Origin of the sequence: Cupriavidus sp. OTU4054 (genome assembly GCF_038440175.1) — a bacterium.
In the GTDB taxonomy this organism is placed as follows: Bacteria; Pseudomonadota; Gammaproteobacteria; order Burkholderiales; family Burkholderiaceae; genus Cupriavidus; species Cupriavidus pauculus_D.
This window is the reverse complement of record NZ_JASATF010000011.1, coordinates 153,464-170,323: the sequence shown is the minus strand read 5'-3', so window position 1 is coordinate 170,323 and position 16,860 is coordinate 153,464. Positions and strand designations below refer to the sequence as shown.

Below are 16,860 nucleotides of genomic sequence, written 5' to 3'. Positions count from 1 at the left end.
GTCAGTGGTGCGCATTAGATTCGCATCGAATCGTGCGCGCGTTTTGACCTGCATCGCGACTGAGCCCGTCCGGCGCCTGACGTCGACCCTCATTCGTTCTTTTGGACTTTCACCGTCGAGTCCGATGGCGACGGGGGAAAGTTCGCGCCGACCGATTGCAGCGCTTCTCTCAACTGCGCGATAGAGTACGGCTTGCTCAACGTTGTGGCCCCTTGTACAGCCGCATCCTCGCTCGTCCACCGATTTCCCGAAACGAGTACGACCTTGAGGTTCGGATGAAGGCTCAAGGCGCTTCGGGCAACGTCGATGCCGGTCATGTCAGGCATAACGACGTCGGTCATTAGGACGTCGATCGCGCCAGTCCGTAGCACGTCTAAAGCTGCTTCCCCACTGCGAGCGCGCAGGACCTTTACACCTTCAAGCAGAAGAAGTTCACACAGCGCCTCCAATGAGGCGGGGTCGTCGTCCACCGCAAGGACGCATAACGCTTCAGTCCGGGTCTTTCGTCCCGCATTACTGGATTCGGCCGGCGCGGCAGTATTAGCTATACGCGCGCCATTTCCCAGGACCTGACGGACCTTCGCGGAGAGCTGCTCTCGGGTGTATGGCTTGCTGAGAAGATGCACTCCCGAGTCTAGGCGTCCGCCGTGGACAATCGCGTTTTGAGTGTATCCAGAGGTGAATAGAACTTTTAGCCCCGGCAGCATCTGCGTCGCTCTCTTCGCCATCTCGGGGCTGCGCAAGCGGCCAGGCATGACCACATCGGTAAAAAGAAGATCAATATGAACGCCGCTGGATATCACAGCAAGAGCCTTTTCGGCATCATCGGCTTTGAGTACCGCATACCCCAGAGCGGTCAGCATTTCGACGACAGTGGATTGCACTTCCTGATCGTCCTCCACCACCAGTACGGTTTCGCTGCCACGTTGGAGAATTGGATTCTGTCTGCTTGTCGGTTCGACTGCTGCCCCCATGGAGCGAGGTAGATAGAGCCGAACAGTCGTACCGTGGCCAATCTCGCTATATAGCTTGATATGACCACCGCTCTGTTTAGCGAATCCATATGCCATGCTCAGCCCAAGGCCGGTCCCCTGACCCTCAGCCTTAGTGCTGAAGAACGGGTCGAACGCTTTCTCCATCACCTCCGCGCTCATTCCGCTGCCGGTGTCTGAAACCGCAAGCACCACGTATTGCCCCGCCTCAAGTTCAGGTACCGTCGAGACATACTCATCGTCAAGCGTGGCGTTGGCCAGCTCGAGCGTGAGCTTACCGCCGCCCGGCATAGCGTCCCGGGCGTTGATCGCCAGATTCAATATCACGTTTTCCAACTGGTTTGGATCGACAATGGTGTTCCAAAGGCCTCCAGCAACGACGCATTCAATCTCGATAGCTTCACCTAAGGCTCGCCGAAGCATGTCGTCCAAAGCGCGCAGTTGCTTGGCTGGGTTGATGATGACGGGGTCAAGCGGCTGCTGACGACCGAACGCGAGAAGTTGAGACGCTAGTTTCGCCCCACGATCGACAGCATCGATGGCCTTACCTAGGCGCTCTCCGCTCCAGGTGTCGCCGCCGTGACGGCTCTGAAGCAGCTCGAGGTTACCTCTAAGGACCTGAAGCACATTGTTGAAGTCGTGGGCGACACCGCCCGTCAGCTTCCCTAACGCTTCCATCTTCTGCGCTTGGTACAGCGCACGCTGCGTCTCAGCAAGAAGTTCAGCGGCCCGTCGGCGTTCGGTGATATCCCGCGTAATTTTTGCGAACCCTACAAGTTGATCACCATCGTGAATTGCGTCTATGACCACGTGCGCCCAGAAACGGCTTCCGTCCTGCCGGACACGCCATCCCTCGGCCTCGAAGCGGCCCTCCCGCCGAGCGGTTTCCAGTCCGCGGTGTGGTACACCATTCTCCAGATCTTCAGGGGTATAGAAGCGGGAGAAATGCGAGCCAACGATCTCGCTCTCGGCGTAGCCCTTGATTCGCCGCGCGCCGGAGTTCCAACTCGCCACTCGACCGTCCGGCGTCAGCATAAAAATCGCATAGTCTTTGACGCCTTGCACGAGAAGGCGGAAACTCCGCTCACTTGCGAGCACTGCCTCGTGCGCCGCTCGTTTTTCGGTCTCGTCTTTGACAAACATGCCAAAGCCGACATGTAGTCCGCCCTCGTCCTGAAGCAAGGTCAGCACTGTGCTCGCCCAGAACGATGTGCCGTCCTTGCGCACTTGCCATCCCTCAGAGACAGATCTCCCGCATCGGGTCGCTTCGCGCAGCGCCGCGTCAGGCAGCCCCAAGGCTTTGTCCCGATCGCAGTAAAAACGTGACAGCGGTTCGCCCAATATTTCTTCCGAACGATAGCCGTGGATCCGCTCGCCTGCGGGATTCCAGGTCAACACGATCCCGCTGGTTGACAGCGCAAAGACGCAACAGTCTTCGGTAGTCTCGACCCACAGTTTGGGCCATTCCCTGTACAAATCCTCGTTTGAAGGGGTGCCGTCTTGCATGCTCGTAAACCTTAGTTGGAGGAATGTGGCGAAACATGCGCAAGCTACATGGCCAAGGCCGGCGTGAAATGACGTCATGAAGATGGCCGACTCGCCTGGAGCATCTTCTACCACCATCGTCAGATACTGATTATGCCGTACGTTGCGGCTTACGCTCTAATCACCCGTTTGAACGATGAAAGTGCGCGGCAGTCTCGGTACGATGACTACCCGATAAACCTAGGCACCGGGATATTCTGGAGGAAGCGACGAGGTCAACCGTGCTGGAGGAGGGGCATGGCCTCCCCTGGCCTGCCCCCCCTCTTCCTGCATAACGTCGCGGACTACGTCTCCACTATGCCCACCGGTGGTCGCCGCCCAGCTCGGCGCCTCACGGTCGCAGCAGTCCAGGGCAAACGTCACGCGTAGTGGCTCACCGTTGTCGCAGCGGAACTCGAAGCCGTCGGAACACGAACGCTGATTCGTCTTGTTAACAGCGACCTTGCCGTCGTGTCGCCGTCGAGGCCTTGGTGGAATCGGCCTGCGCTGCAGCATCAGTCCGTGTACGCGCATGACCCGGGAGACACGCTTCACGTTCAAGGGCGGCTCGCCATGGCGCTCGCGTTCCCGGCGCAATACACCCCACACACGCCGATAGCCGAAACTGGGAAGATGTGCCACGCATCGCGGATCTCTTCAACCAACCCTGCGTCGTCGGTTCTTTTGGCGGCGCGACCATCCTGCCAGTCATCAGGACGAGCCAGCTTCTCTGCCACATTCGAGCGCGCTACACCGAGAACTTCGCAGACCCGCTTCACAGGTCGTCCCCGGGCAAAGAGGATGAGCGCGCAATCCATTATTGCGGCTTCATTACCTCCACGGCCTCGCGGAATTTCGTTCTCCATGGTCTTTTTACCCAGCAGCCGCTGGAGTTCTCGAGTTTGCTTGAGCGCGTCGCCCAGTTCGGAAGCAGGAACCACTTCCTCGCCAGCGCTGACCGCGGACAGACTGCCTTCCGGATACAGCTTCCGCCATTGGAAGAGCTGATTGGGATTGACGCCATGCTGACGCGCAACCATCGATACCGTTTTGCCTGGCTCGCAGCACTCGCGCACCAACGCAAGCCTCTCCTCAGGCGACCACCGCCGCCGGCGCTCCGGCCCCGTCAACACTTCTACCAATTTCTGCCTTGTTTTAGTCATAAACACAGTCGTATGCCTACCCGCTATTGTAAGTGGGTGACTGTGTCCGGTGATTCAGGGGGCTGCTCCACAGACCTCTCTGACGGCTCGTTTGATCAGCCATACTTCGGAGAACGGCATGAGGAAAAGCATTCACTTTTTGCGATCAGGCGGCCGCTGGGTCATACAGACTGCGGAGGGCTAGCGGACACTCTCTCTTACTGAGGACTTCGCTTTCGCTCAAGGTGCAGCGCTCGCGGTGCAGGAGCGGCTTGATATGGTGCTGCATGACCGGCGGGGAGCGATCCGATTCTGCCTTTTCTCGCCGCCCGGCGCTTGAACGACGTAATGCAGCGCTGGGGGAGCGAGACTAAGAGATGCCGAGTTTCTTCAAGGGTATCATCAGCGTCTGCCGGGCGGACCAATAGTCTTTCCATGGATCCTCGGACTGAAAGCTTAAATACTCCCGCGCTGTACGGATTGTCCATGCAGCGCCACTCTGCACCTCTGACAGTTCGTCCCACGTGATCGGCATCGACACGCCGAGCCCAGGCCGTGACCGAGCCGAAAAGGCGGCTGCCGTGGTCTGCGCATGACCGTTGCGCAGGTAGTCCACGAAGATTTTTCCAACGCGATTTGCTGGGCCCGACCGTGCCGTGAATCGATCCGGCAGTGTGGTGGCAAGATGCTGGACAACGGCGCGCGAAAAGCTCTTCACCATGTCATAAGTCCGGCGGCCGGACAGCGGCACGACGACGTGCAGACCCTTTCCCCCGCTCGTCTTGAGCCACGATTGCAGGCCAAGCTCATCGAGCAGCGTTCTCACTAGCAGCGCAGCCTCTTGCATGCGCATCCACGGCAAGCCTTCGCCGGGGTCCAGGTCCAAGATGAACCGGTCGGGAATGTCGATCTTCTTCGCCATTGAGTTCCACGTGTGAAACTCGATGACGTTCATCTGCGCTGCTGCGACGATGGCGTCGGTCGAGTTCGCGGCCAGCAAGGCGGAATGGCCCGGCAACAGGTTCGGGTCGAGCTCGGTCAGGCCAGGCATCGCCGTATCAGCATGCTTCTGGAAGAAGGTCGTCTTGGTAACGCCGTCGGGCGCCCTCACGAGCGACAACGGCCTCATCTTCAGATGGGGCAGCATACGATCCGCAATGCTTTCGTAATAGCGCACGAGCTCGAGCTTGGTGATGCCTGTGCTTGGGTCGATGACCCGCTCGGGGTTGGTCACCTTCACGCTGGTCACGCCCTGCGGCGCCACAACGGTCTGCACGGCTTCCTGCCGCACCGTGGATGCAGCGATATCGGTCCGCACCCCTTTGAAGGATGCATGTCGCACGTGACCCTCCGGCGTCCATTCGGAGAATTCCACCTCGACTACCATTTTTGGCTTGACCCAGTGCACGGGGCCGTCGCTGCCGCGGCCCCAACGCTTAGCTTTCGTGTAGACATCGAAGGGCATATCGTCGATCACATGAGCGCCAAGTTGCCGGCGCAGGTCAGCCGCCGTCGCGCTGTCCCAGCCGGTGCCGACCCCACCGACATAACGAAGCTTCTGTCCCTCATAGACGCCGAGGTACAGTTTCCCGACCTCACTGCCGGCGCCGCTGCGCTCGGAATAGCCCCCGACCACAAACTCCTGCCGCAGCTTGCATTTCGCTTTGAGCCACGTCGCGGTGCGCGTCGACGAGTAGGCGGCATCCGCACGCTTGAACATCAGGCCCTCCAGCTTCAGATCGCAGGCGGCCTTGAAGAGCTGGGGCGCAGGCGCATCGAAGGCATCGCTGAAGCGCAGGCGGTCAGGACTATCCTCCAACAGCGACGCCAGGTGCGCGCGGCGAGTGTCAAGGCGAAGGCCTCGCAGATCGCGGCCGTTCCAGAACGGGATATCGAACAGGAAGTAGACGATCTCGTCGTTACGGCGGGCCGAGATTGCGTTCTGCAATGCGTTGAAGTCGGGAAGGTCGTCGCGCAGGACGACGATCTCGCCGTCGAGCCATGCTTCATCGACATCCAGCTGTGCGAGCTGTTGCGCAAGCGTCCGAAGCTTGCTTGTCCAGTCATGGCCGTTTCTGGTGAATAGTCTTACGTCTCCCTTTTCGATACGCGCGAGCAGCCGATAGCCATCGAACTTCGTCTCGATGATCCAGTCAGTGCCAATCGGCACGGTGGGCGACAGGGTGGCCAGCTGGGGCGCGAGCGTGGCAGGCAGGTTTGCGCCTGGTGCGTTTTCAACGGAAACGCTCTGCTGGTGACTGTCGCCAGACGGTTCAGGTTCGACATCGGGCTCCGGTGCCGCAGAAACGCTGTCTGGCATCGCCGTCAGGACGTCGAACTCTGCCAGCGGTCGGGCCCACGCGTCTCGCTTCTTGAAAAGTATCCATTGCTCGGAGCGGTCTCCAGGCTTGGCAATACGAACCAGTTCCCAGCGACCTGCAAGCTTGTGGCCGTGAAGGTCAAACAGAATTTTCCCCTTCGCCAACCCGTCGCGCGGATCACCCACTGGTGTCCACGTGCCGCGGTCCCAGACGATCACGGAACCGGCGCCATGGGCCCAGTGCTTTTGAATCACGAAGGAAAGCGCTTTCTCTGCCTTTCGCGAGCGACGGGTGCGCCCGGACGGCTCTGGCGTCGCGGTGAAATCCCGCTTCGCATCGTAGCGCTCGAGGGAACGCGTGCGCGATGCCATTGGCAGTCAGCTAGTGATCATCCGGTACTGGTTGTAGTGACGGAGGGCCTCCTGCGTTCGCCCGGCGCAGTCATAGAGACGGCCGAGATTGAAATGCGCGTCCGCGTTCAGAGGGTCCAGGCCGATGCAGTCCTGATAAGCGCGCTGCGCACCGATGCAGTCACCTACGTCCTCGAACGCGAGTGCCTGATTGAACAGAAGGGCGGTGCTCTCGGGGAACCGTATGCGAGCCTCGGCAAGCACTCGCAATGCTTCCCCACAGTCGCCGCGATCGCAGAGCAGGGCGCTCAGATCTACCCAGGCGGCATGCAGAGTGGGATCAAGCTTCAGCGCCTGTCGATACGCCTTCTCGGCCTCTGCATTGCGGGCATGCCGCTCATGAAGACGACCGGCCTCGTAGTGCCGGTAGGCATCGATGCGGCCGTGAGACACCACCTCGCCGACGTGGGCGGGCTCGGATAGCTGGAACCGCATTTGACCGGTTTCGGCTTGCCATTCGCGCCTATCAGCCCGGGCGACCACATGACGACCTTCCGCGCACAAGGACGCAGATGCCGCGTCGGACTCCAGCGCCTTGGTACGCAGTAGGGACTCCTTCACACGGCCAGCCGATACATTGGAGCGACGCAGTGCTGCAGCGGTGCGAAGCACAACCAGATCCCGGAAGCCAAACCGGTATTCGCCGTGGCTGCCTCGCGAAGGGGCGACAACGCCGGCAGCAACCAGGCCCATAACGGCAGCGCGCGGGAGAGCGACAATATCCAGGACTTCCCGAAGTGTGTGAGAGCGGGTCATGCCTGTTTCCTTGACTTCTTTGCGGGGGCCGACGCGGCAGGCTCTGCGCGCTTTGCACCGCGTCGTGCCGGCGCCTTCGCTTCTTTCTCGGGAGCCTTCGCAGGGGCGGTAGCCTTTTTGGTTCCGATGCTCTTGCGAAGTGCGTCCATCAGATCGATGACTTCGGCGCCGGAGGCGGCGCCCGCCGTTTCGGGTGCCACCGTTATATCTTGACCTGCGATCTTCTTGTCGATTTGCGCCAGGATGCGCTGCTTCTCTTCGTCGGTGTATTCGGTAGGATCGTACCCATCGACCGAATTTTGCTCGATCAGCTGTTCCGCGAGTGAGAGCTCGGCAGAGGACACATCGACGGTCTCGACATGGAGATCCGCCATCGATCGGACCTCGTCAGCGTACAAAAGCTGCTGGAGGATCAACCCATCTTCCCCGACGCGTATCTGCACCATGTACTGTTTGCCTTTCCAGTTCCATTTTGCGAGCGCGCATTTGCCGCTGGAGCGCAGAGCCTCCGTGAGCAGGCTGTAAGGCTTGCCTCCACGTTTGTCTGGACCAAGGTAGTACGCCTTGTCGTAGTAGATGGGGTCTATAGCTGCGAGCGGCATGAAGGCGACGATGTCAATCGTGTGCTGGGCAGCTTCCTCAAGTGCCTTCAGCTCGTCGGGCTCAAAGATCACGTATTTGTCCTTCTCAAACTCGTACCCCTTCACCATGTCGGCGCGATCCACGACCACGCCCTCGCGTTGGCAGATGTACTGTTGCCGCAGACGCGACCCGCATCCCTTGTGGAGAAGGTTGAAGCCGATGGCCGCTTTACTTTCTGTGGCGGAAAAGACCTTTACGGGGATCGAGACCAGCCCGAAGCTGATCGACAACGAGGCGATAGAGCGCGCGGCCATCTGGCACTCCTGAAAGAGCGGGGCGTATCAGGAGCGTAGGCGATACAAAAGGGGGCCGGCGTAGGACGTCGTCGGATTAATGCATCAGCGCGCGCCGACGTGCGGCTCGCGCTGATGACGGGCGTTAGCCCTTAACGTTGCGTGGGTCGTGGCCAAACGAATTGCGTTCCCGGATCTGACCATCCCGGCCGTGGATCAGTAGCTCAACCCTGTCCTGCTTAGCACGCTCAGTACCGGCGCTGATTGCCTCCTCTTGGGTCGGGAATAGGGTGCGCTTCCCGCCACCCACTGCTTCAACCGCCCAGCCATCTTCACCAGCAGGCACCACATGAATGTCCTTCGTAGCCATGATCGTCTCCGAGTGGGTTGACGGAAGTAAGTGTTCGTTATGCCGCAGCTTGCGGCTATCGGAACGCGTCCTACGCGGGAGGCGACAGCTTTCGTCACTCATCCTGCCCTAGCTCCGGCATGAGGCTGTACTTAAGATCAACGGAGCGTCAGTGCAATGAAAATCCTTGCGGCTTCTATTGCGCGGTACAACCGCGGATGGCGTTGTTTGATTTCTTGCACAGCCAAGCGTAGTGAGAGTCCAGCCGGACTGCGTGGCCAGTAGGAGCAGAAGTGCACTTATCGATGGCATTCTGAACGGCGGCTTTTGGGTCTTGCGCCCAAGAGATGACGCCCGCCAACACTGGCTGTTCGGATGGCAAACCCGAGAGGTCGCCATCGAAGACGGCTCCTCCGGAGTCACCGTTGCATCCGGTTGCCTCCCCATTGCGGATATCTACCGACCAGACTAACTCGCCAGAATCTAGGGATGGCGGCTTTGTCTGCCACCCAACGAGCAAGGTCCCACTCTCGAAGGCGTTGAACTTGGCGTCAGTTCTCCCGTAGCCTGCTAGCGTGATCCTGTCGGTAACGGCAGTCCGACTGATTGCCGACTTCACTGACGGAGCGCCGACAAAGGGAAGTGACAACAGTGCGAGATCCGGCGCGGGCACAACCGAGTTTGAGGGCCAAGAGATAGCGTCGGGAAGAATGGCAGTCGCCTTCAGCGACAATACAAAATAGCCACAACTGTCGGGCTTATCGTAGCAATCCACTGGCGACGGCTTGCTCCCATCCAGCTTCGGCAACAAGGCAATTGCTTCGACATTCTTCGTACCAAACGGCCATTGGCGAATTGGCTCCCCTGCACGACTGCTGATAACGCAGTGCGCAGCAGTTGCAGCGAAATTTGCACTGAGGCGCACGAAGCTGCAGAGCTTTGAGTCGCCCGGCTGTCCGGCCTGGCTCTTCTCCCTCCAGAGTAGCATTCCTACGTCACGAAAGCCGGTGGGATCCCACACTCTCTTGTTTCGATTCGTCGCCGGGTCAAGCTTATAGTCGGGGGGGCTGTGTAGGACGCAGGCAGAGTTCGCCTTTCTCGGTTTGTCCCCATGCAACTTGCCGGCCTGCTGGCACGGCGTTCAAGCCGCCAGGCCTTCCACCTTCGCCGACACCTACCATCTTCACCTCGTCGCCACGGAGCTTTGATAGCGCGGCGACCTGCAAGGAGAACACTTGGAACTCCAGCTCGCCCGTTCGTCGCAGCAAGTCTTTGGTTGGGATCGTGTCAGGGCGGGCGCCGACGTAGCCCTCAACGGTACGTGGATCCACCACGCCTGCCATGCTCGCCAGTTGTGTCTTTGCGGACGTTACCTTGACCTGCTCCGCTAATTCGATTGGGGGAGTGCGCCCAATGGACGCTTGATACCGAAGCGCAGCGAATGCGGCCTCAGCTTGCGTTTGTTGCTCGGGAGTGCGAATCCTCTTCATGTTCGCCTGCAACTCTTGCACGCTGTTACGGACGTCAAGATCTGGATGCTTTCGGAGGTTCTTCAAATCGCGAGGCAAGCTCTTTGGAGGCTGGGTCGTGTCCGGTCTTGCTCCGATGCTTCCCCCGCCCCCAAGTTGAGCAAGCAACGTCGCCGCGGGTGCGCCACCTTTGAAGCTCTGGGCCACGGGTGCTGCAGCCTGATCCCACATTCCTGGGCAGAGTGGATACGGGATAGACGGATCCGCGTGTGCCCATGCCGGCCAGCAGATTGCGACTATGAATGCTGCGGCGCCTGGTACGTTCGAGTTCGTCATTTTGCGCCGGCCGGACTCGGTACCATTCCTTGCCCGATGCCTCCTACACCCTCGAGCGCTTGGCCGCCGGCGGCCGGCTGTACCGCAGGGGTCTGGGTTCGTAGAGGCCCGGGGGAGCTTTGATCGCGGCTACCAGTCTGCGGATTGACTCGATACGTGACACCGCGATACCCGATAGCAATTGGCTTCTCATAGATCCGGCGCAGCCCTATGTCGCCAGTAGCTGTGGCGGTCCAACCGATTGAAACGCCAGGGGCCGTGGGTACGCGAGCGGATGCATTGCTTAGGTTTGAGGCAAGCTGGGCCTCAGCCGCGGCCGCGGCTTCCTCTGCAGTGGAAGGCTTAGCCGCTGGTGCGCTCGCGGCAGCAATTGCCGCCGGCGGGATAGCAGGAGCCACAGCGGCCGGTGCGATGGCATCTGCAACGCTGGGTCCCTGAACTCCAGTTCCGCCCGAAATCGCTCCGCCTCCCGGCAAGCTGGCTTTTGCAGCTAAGGCTGCATCTCGCCCGACGTGCATAGTCACGTCGAAAGATCGGGCGTAGAAGACCTCGGAAATGACCGTCACTTCGATAGGGGCACCCGCGGTCCGTCCGGCGGCTCTCTGTAGCCGAGCTAGCGTGACAGCAGCAGTCGAAGACGTCTCGCCGTTGGCGGTCACAACAAGCTGATCGTCTCGGAACAGAAGCTTATCGAGCTCAATCCACGGAACGCTCGCGGACTCCGCGGCCGCGACCGTCACCGAGGCCGATTTGACGTCATTGAGCTGGCCGGCAAATCCCACGGGGATTCCTTCAACGGGCACCAAGGCTGCGGCCTCTACTCCCGTTGCCGTCGCACGAAGAAAGCCTGGGAAGGCTACTGTCTTCAGATGCTCGTCCACTCTCGCATCACAAACCCCTTGTTCACCGGGCTGCAACCGACGAGCGCGACCAAAGCCGCGGCGAGAACCGTAAGATTGCGCATTCCTACCCCCCTTATTTCTTTCCTTGTACCTGTCGCGAAATTCTGGAGTGCGATGATTACACTCGGAGTTCCTCGACTTTTGCGGATGTCTGGCACCCCTCGGTAGAGGGCGGTTGGGTCAACTTTCGCAACAATCGTCCGCTAACGCTTGCGCATCTATTCCGTTCGTCGCCTAACATTCAAGGCTGGTTGACCGCTAACTGTCAATCCATCCTGACGGATTAACGCAAACGGGGTACAGGGTGCGTCGAGGTACTGTCGGCCATCCGTAAGGTATGAAATGCGCAAGGACCGAGATCTAAGCTATTTCGCGTTTTTAGGGTAAAACAAAAAATGGTAGGATTCGTGATCTTGCCGACCCACTGGATCTCTCATGTCGACCTCCCTCCCGGTCATACAACGCACGAGTCAGCTTCTTGCGGCCGCCATCGTTCGGAACGGGCTGACGCCCGAAGCCGTGAAGGATTGGCACCCGGATCTTAATGTACCCTCGCCGCTCGGAACCGGCGGTATGACGTTCGCAGTCCGGGCGTCGTTGAGGGCAATCGAAACCTCATCCGATAGTCACGATCTACGCGAGAGCAGCGGCCCGGCCCTACTGTCGATGCCCGTAGAGGTCGCGTCGGAGTACTTCTCCGCGTGGAAGCGGCGCCATGGAGTTGGTACAGCTGTGGCAGAGGACCAGAGCGAAGTGCAAGCTCACAATCGTCCGCGGGGTTGATGATGGCCGTGACAAAAATCGATATCTCGGCATCGCTTCGTGCCGCCGCGGCGGAAACCGACCTCCGCGACCTCTGGACCCAGCTCGGCGAGGTGCTGCGCGGCCTGACCACAATCGCCGCTTCTCAGTTGGATGAGGCTCAGCGACAGTCCGTCAACAAGCTCGCCCAGATTACGAACAGCTACGGCTTGGTAGTCCTGGAAATGATCGAAGAGAACAACATGCCAATCGGTCAGCGTACGCTGCCTCAGGCACTTGTTGTGGACTTCACGAAGGTGATCCGATTCTTCGTCGAAGACACCAGGCAATCGATGAACCTGCCGCGCAGTCGTCGAGCTTAAGCAGCGGGGTTTGTCGTGGGATCAATCTCCGCAATCAAATTGCGTAGTACCGCACTGCTCCGGGATATAAAGGTTAATCATGATGTCGAATTCGAGCACTACGAGCCTTCCCGCCCGCGTTCGTGGAACTGAACATACTTTAGATCGCGTATGAATGCGCTGATATTCGACACCGAGACCACCGGGAAGAAGAGCCCTGGCCTCGTTGAGGCCGCCTGGATCCCAATGCCATATCCAGGCAGCATTGCGGAGCTCGCAACCCAACTCGTCGGCAATGCTCGTGCTCCGGGTATCGCGGCGCACCGCTTCAACCCCGGTAAAGCGATCGAGTACGGGGCCATGGCAACGCACCACATCACGAATGAGGAAGTTGCGCACTGCCCGCCAGCCTCGACCTTCCGCCTGCCGGGAACAGTCTCGTATCTTATCGGCCACAAGATCGACTACGACATCGGCGTTATTGACGCCGCGGCACCGGGGGAGGGCTACGGCGAGATCAAGGGTATCGATACCCTCGCTCTGGCGCAGCGCCTGTGGCCGGAGTGCGACAGCCACACGCAATCAGCGCTTCTCTATTTCCTCATGCCGGAGGTGGCCAAGAGCTTGTCGATGCGTGCGCATGACGCCGCCGTCGACGTCGGAATCAACCTCCGCATTGCCAACCGGATCATCCAGGAACTGCAGCGGCGCGGCGCACTTCATCCCGAGGGAGACTGGTCTTTCGACGATCTCTGGGAAATCAGTGAGATTGCCCGAGTCCCGGAGCTCATGCCGTTCGGCAAGCACCAGGGGACTCCGATTTCCGAGGTGCCTCAAAGCTATTGGGACTGGTACTTCCGCCAGCCCGACGTTGATCCGTATCTCGAACGCGCCTATCGCGAGGGCGGCCGGACTTGGCCATGGCCCAACGCGGATGATGGCCAACCGGTGGAGCGGGTTGTGAGTGTGGTGCCGACCGGAGTCCTTCAGCCTGACCTGCCCGCTCAAGGCACCGCATTTTCACGCTTTAGCTTCTCACCACGACCGCGCCAGTGAGCGGCCGACTATCCATATTCTGAAGGAGAGATCATGCAAACGACGAACGAACACGTGACGGCCCTGGTGTACATCGAATTGCAGCGGGACGACCAGGTTGCTGTTGCAATCACTGCGCGGGAAGGTCGCGGTGAACCCGTCCTGATCGATGTCTCGGAAACCGCGATCACGTGGAAGAGCGCGGACGGCGCTTTGGAACGTCTTGGTACGCCGGCCGATCCGGTTTCGAAGGAGGTGCTCGCCGCAATCGCATCCCAGGAGGGCTTGCTGGTAATGCTGGGCGATACCGACACGAATGCGCTGGTCGGAGACTTTGTCCTTACGCGCACGACGTTGGCATCGACCGCCGCCTAATTCACCACCGAGAGCGAACGATGACCACACCTGATCTGTTTGATTCGCCCGACGTTGACGTCCCGCCGCAACTGGCAAACCTCAGCCCGAGGGCGCAAGCGTTCGTGGCGCGGTTCTCGAGTACCAGCGGTGCGAAAGTGGGGCTGGGCGGCCTGACACGCCCGAGTCAGGCCATTGTGCGGGGGCCGAATGGCGACGAAAAGGACAAGCTTGTCGGCTGGCTTAAACGAGCATTGCCGGTGTTGGCCATCTCCGGGGCAACATTGGCGTTGGCGGGGATGTATGCCGCGACCTACGGGAAGCATGGTGTCTCGGGAACGAACGCGATCGAGATCCGAAGCGAACGGTTGCAGGAGCGTATGCCCGGCACCATGGAGATGATGCGCGCTGCCGCCAAACTGGTTCGGGCGAATACCGAGCCATACAAGGTGCTCATTCGCTCCCATCCCTCGCTGGAAGGGCTGTCGCCTACTGAAGTACTGGCCGGGTTTGCACAAGCCGTCAATGCTGGCGACGGCCCGACGCGCTCGCTAGCAGACGCCGACAAGGCAGTGCAGGAGATCGTGGCCGACGCGTGGAAGGAGGACTATTCCCCGGTTCTGGGGCTCGCGGCCTACTTGCGTGATCCTGGCAACTGGAAGGCGGGCGTGGCGCAACTGCGCACCGAAGGGCCGCAGGGCGTCGCCGAGGCAGTGCGAGAGCTGAACTACGGGTGGGCCTATTCGCGGTCCATCCATCAACTGCTGTCGGCGAACATGACCGCGCCGACAACGCCCAACAATGTTCAAGCACGAAAGGTCGGCGCGAACTTCGTGGATATCGCGCGATCGGCCATCGGGCTAGCGCAGTCCGTGGCAAATGCCTCCGGCAATCGTGACATGAACGCGACCGCGCGGGATCTGTCGGGCTTGGCGCGAGATGGCGTCTCGATATACCAGCAGGGCCAGGCCGTCGGCTCGGCAAACGGCACGCGCCAGGTCGATCAGCTATCCCGCATGGTGGATTCCGCGGGCCGCATTTATCAGAACGCTCAGCGAGCCCAGCAGGACCATCAGAAGCGCTACGGAGGCAGCACACTTGAAAAAGCCACTCAAGACCTCCGGCAGAACGGATACGGCCAGGGCGACAGTGGCGTGCAATACCGGGAGCGCGAGGGTGGTTGACTCGGCGTTGGTCAGGCAAGGCCGCGCCAGCAAACACTGGGCGGCCTTGCTCACCGGCGCGGCTCTCGCACTCGCCTGCACCGGTGCCATGGCGCAGAACGTCAACGAATCGGCATCGAGTATCTTCGCGGCCGCGAATAATGCGGTGAAGCAGGGAGACTACAACACCGCGTACCGCCAGTATTTGCGGCTCGCCACGAATGGATACCCGGAGGCGCAGTTTAACCTCGCGCTCATGTACCAGCGCGGGGTCGGCGTGAATCTGGATCCGGCCGAGGCGGGCTATTGGTACGAGAAGGCGGCGGCCAGCGGGATTGCCGAGGCGATGCTCAACCTCGGCACGCTGTATGACGTTGGGGGTGCGCTGGGCCCAGACTTGAACGCTGCCGCTCAGTGGTACAGCAAAGCGGCCGCCGCCGGCAACGCCCAGGCTATGTGCAATCTCGGGTTGCTCTATACCCGCAACAACAATATCCAACAGGCCAAGTACTGGTATGACCAGGCTACACAGGCTGGATATAGTCCGCCGGCCTCGTTCACGCAAGCGCTCCAGCAACTCCAAAATCAGCCGTCGAGCAACTAGGGTGATATCAATCGCCGCGCGCGCCTGGCGCGCACTTCTTCCGTGGCTCGCCGCCGGCGTCAGCGTCCTCACACCGGGGATGGCTCAAGCCGCGCCGTCGCAGACCTTTCTTAGGGATCTTGGCGTCGTTGTCGGGCAGATGCTGGCCAGCTACAGCCGGGAGGCCGCCGCTCCACTACAAGTACTCACCTTTGACACCGGCGATGCGGTCGTGCGCGGCTTCCTTCAAGCGACGACAAATCATAGCGCCGATGAGCTTCTTGCTATGCAGGCCTTTGATCAGATGAAGGTCGCGCGCGCTGTCGGAGGGGTCAGCGATAGTACTGAACTGCCGACGTGCGTGATCTTCTACGATTCGAGTCGAAGTGAATTGCTGGATGGCTATGTGCGGTCCGGGGCGTTTGACTATGTGGAAGCTCTCCATTACTTGGCTGCCCACGAGTTTGGCCATTGCATGGATTGGCATCAAAGCCGACGCAGTGGGGGCAGGGTAGGGACAGTTTTCAGCGACGCGCGAGCATCTGAGCGTATGGCCGACCTGGTCGCCTTGAGCTACTTTGCCACCAATCGAAACTGGGGGGGCGCGGTTCGAATAGTCGATCTCAACGCCAAGGTGAGTAGTGCCAAACCTGGAGACCCCCATAGTAACGTGCGCGAGCTACGCGCTGCGCTCGAGCAGCTGCAGGCCGCCGCGCAGCGTGGTGAGACGATGCCAGCGACTATGCTGGGGGTCTACCGCATGGCTGCGGATTTGCAGCGAAGAACCCAGTCAACTAACAAGGATTAGCGCCATGCCCATTGGGTTTGCCATCACATTGGCATTGTTCATGTGGTTCGGATACTTCGTTTCAACGAACGCGTCCGACCGTGACGACCAAGCTGCCGATCTCGACGTGGGCGCAGTGATCGTCAATATCCAGAACTACCGGGGGGCGCTCGTAAATTATGTGCTCACGCCGTCAGGTGCGAACCTGGTGAACTATGCCAATTTCCGAGTCTTCAGCGGGCCAGCGCAGCAGTTCATGCCTGATTCGGCGATCCAAACGCCTTGGTTCAAACGCCGTCCTGACGTCCAGGCCTACCTGCGCAATGGGGAGGTATTTCTGTTCTATACGCCTAGCGGGGTCAACTCCGCGCTCATCCCTGGTGTTCGGGCAGAACTGCAGAAAAAGATGAGCTCCCGAGGGACGGTGGGCATTGCGCAAGGGGGACAACTCATCGTCACCAGCAGCGGCGCGCCAGCGGCCGTGACCTTGCCGCCCGGGATTCCCAACGGGGCGTCGGTGATCTACATCGATGCGGCTACAAGTCTACCTCGATTCATTAGAACGGTCAGCTGCCAGCAGCGGTACGGCAACTCGCCTACTGGTATCTGGACTAATGGGCCCGTGGTGCAGGAGCAGTTCCAATACGAAGACGGTAGCATGACCAACTGGCAAGACGCGCCGGCGGGGGTTGGACCTGCCTATGCGGCCTGCTCGACAACATAGCATGGCCATTACCTATAGGGCTTGGTCGGGAACTG

12 protein-coding genes and 1 pseudogene are annotated in these 16,860 nt (G+C 60.2%); 7 read left to right on the top strand and 6 right to left on the bottom strand.

All coding sequences use genetic code 11. The features are described from left to right. Positions 1-89: 89 nt before the first annotated feature. The 6 genes and pseudogenes from AAHB16_RS15355 to AAHB16_RS15330 form a co-directional block, all read right to left on the bottom strand. Complete coding sequence (locus AAHB16_RS15355) at positions 90-2,498, bottom strand: hybrid sensor histidine kinase/response regulator (RefSeq protein WP_342051364.1); 2,409 nt, start codon at positions 2,496-2,498, stop codon at positions 90-92. Positions 2,499-2,807: 309 nt separating this feature from the next. Further along, positions 2,808-3,679, bottom strand: a pseudogene (locus AAHB16_RS15350) (transposase); the annotation flags it as partial. Positions 3,680-4,028: 349 nt separating this feature from the next. Then, positions 4,029-6,350, bottom strand: coding sequence for a DNA ligase D (ligD, locus tag AAHB16_RS15345; RefSeq protein WP_342051363.1), 2,322 nt, complete (start codon positions 6,348-6,350; stop codon positions 4,029-4,031). A gap of 6 nt (positions 6,351-6,356) precedes the next feature. Then, entirely contained in the window at positions 6,357-7,145 is a 789-nt protein-coding gene (locus tag AAHB16_RS15340; RefSeq protein WP_342051362.1) for a tetratricopeptide repeat protein, read from the bottom strand. Next, positions 7,142-8,041 carry a non-homologous end joining protein Ku gene (gene ku / locus AAHB16_RS15335; protein WP_342051361.1) on the bottom strand — a complete coding sequence of 300 codons (900 nt, stop codon included), beginning with the start codon at positions 8,039-8,041 and terminating at the stop codon, positions 7,142-7,144. Before ku ends, AAHB16_RS15340 begins: the two co-directional genes overlap by 4 nt. A gap of 124 nt (positions 8,042-8,165) precedes the next feature. Further along, positions 8,166-8,390 (bottom strand): DUF2188 domain-containing protein, encoded by a 225-nt coding sequence (locus tag AAHB16_RS15330; protein ID WP_342051360.1) that lies wholly within the window; start codon positions 8,388-8,390, stop codon positions 8,166-8,168. Between the two features lie 3,477 nt (positions 8,391-11,867). On the opposite strand from AAHB16_RS15330, the gene AAHB16_RS15325 reads away from it, so the two are divergent. The 7 genes from AAHB16_RS15325 to pilM all read left to right on the top strand — a co-directional run bounded on the left by AAHB16_RS15325 (position 11,868) and on the right by pilM (position 16,825). Further along, positions 11,868-12,200, top strand: a complete 333-nt coding sequence (locus AAHB16_RS15325) for a hypothetical protein (RefSeq protein WP_342051359.1) — start codon at positions 11,868-11,870, stop codon at positions 12,198-12,200. Positions 12,201-12,350: 150 nt separating this feature from the next. Next, positions 12,351-13,235, top strand: coding sequence for a 3'-5' exonuclease (locus AAHB16_RS15320; protein ID WP_342051358.1), 885 nt, complete (start codon positions 12,351-12,353; stop codon positions 13,233-13,235). A 33-nt stretch (positions 13,236-13,268) separates the two neighbouring features. Beyond that, positions 13,269-13,589, top strand: a complete 321-nt coding sequence (locus AAHB16_RS15315) for a hypothetical protein (protein WP_342051357.1) — start codon at positions 13,269-13,271, stop codon at positions 13,587-13,589. 20 nt (positions 13,590-13,609) lie between these two features. After that, positions 13,610-14,752, top strand: a complete 1,143-nt coding sequence (locus AAHB16_RS15310) for a hypothetical protein (RefSeq protein ID WP_342051356.1) — start codon at positions 13,610-13,612, stop codon at positions 14,750-14,752. Between the two features lie 88 nt (positions 14,753-14,840). Beyond that, the gene (locus AAHB16_RS15305) at positions 14,841-15,335 is read left to right on the top strand and encodes a tetratricopeptide repeat protein (protein ID WP_342051355.1); all 495 of its coding nucleotides are present in this window, start codon (positions 14,841-14,843) and stop codon (positions 15,333-15,335) included. 1 nt (position 15,336) lies between these two features. Continuing rightward, positions 15,337-16,122: a hypothetical protein gene (locus AAHB16_RS15300; protein WP_342051354.1), complete on the top strand. Its 786-nt coding sequence runs from the start codon at positions 15,337-15,339 to the stop codon at positions 16,120-16,122. A 4-nt stretch (positions 16,123-16,126) separates the two neighbouring features. Next, positions 16,127-16,825 (top strand): type IV pilus biogenesis protein PilM, encoded by a 699-nt coding sequence (gene pilM / locus AAHB16_RS15295; RefSeq protein WP_342051353.1) that lies wholly within the window; start codon positions 16,127-16,129, stop codon positions 16,823-16,825. The last annotated feature ends 35 nt before the right edge of the window (positions 16,826-16,860 follow it).

Bases quoted from the DNA above. Each gene is read 5' to 3' on its own strand.
- AAHB16_RS15355 (WP_342051364.1), bottom strand. From the start codon at position 2,498: ATGCAAGACGGCACCCCTTCAAACGAGGATTTGTACAGGGAATGGCCC.
- ligD (WP_342051363.1), bottom strand. From the start codon at position 6,350: ATGGCATCGCGCACGCGTTCCCTCGAGCGCTACGATGCGAAGCGGGAT.
- AAHB16_RS15340 (WP_342051362.1), bottom strand. From the start codon at position 7,145: ATGACCCGCTCTCACACACTTCGGGAAGTCCTGGATATTGTCGCTCTC.
- ku (WP_342051361.1), bottom strand. From the start codon at position 8,041: ATGGCCGCGCGCTCTATCGCCTCGTTGTCGATCAGCTTCGGGCTGGTC.
- AAHB16_RS15330 (WP_342051360.1), bottom strand. From the start codon at position 8,390: ATGGCTACGAAGGACATTCATGTGGTGCCTGCTGGTGAAGATGGCTGG.
- AAHB16_RS15320 (WP_342051358.1), top strand. From the start codon at position 12,351: ATGAATGCGCTGATATTCGACACCGAGACCACCGGGAAGAAGAGCCCT.
- AAHB16_RS15315 (WP_342051357.1), top strand. From the start codon at position 13,269: ATGCAAACGACGAACGAACACGTGACGGCCCTGGTGTACATCGAATTG.
- AAHB16_RS15310 (WP_342051356.1), top strand. From the start codon at position 13,610: ATGACCACACCTGATCTGTTTGATTCGCCCGACGTTGACGTCCCGCCG.
- AAHB16_RS15305 (WP_342051355.1), top strand. From the start codon at position 14,841: ATGGCGCAGAACGTCAACGAATCGGCATCGAGTATCTTCGCGGCCGCG.
- pilM (WP_342051353.1), top strand. From the start codon at position 16,127: ATGCCCATTGGGTTTGCCATCACATTGGCATTGTTCATGTGGTTCGGA.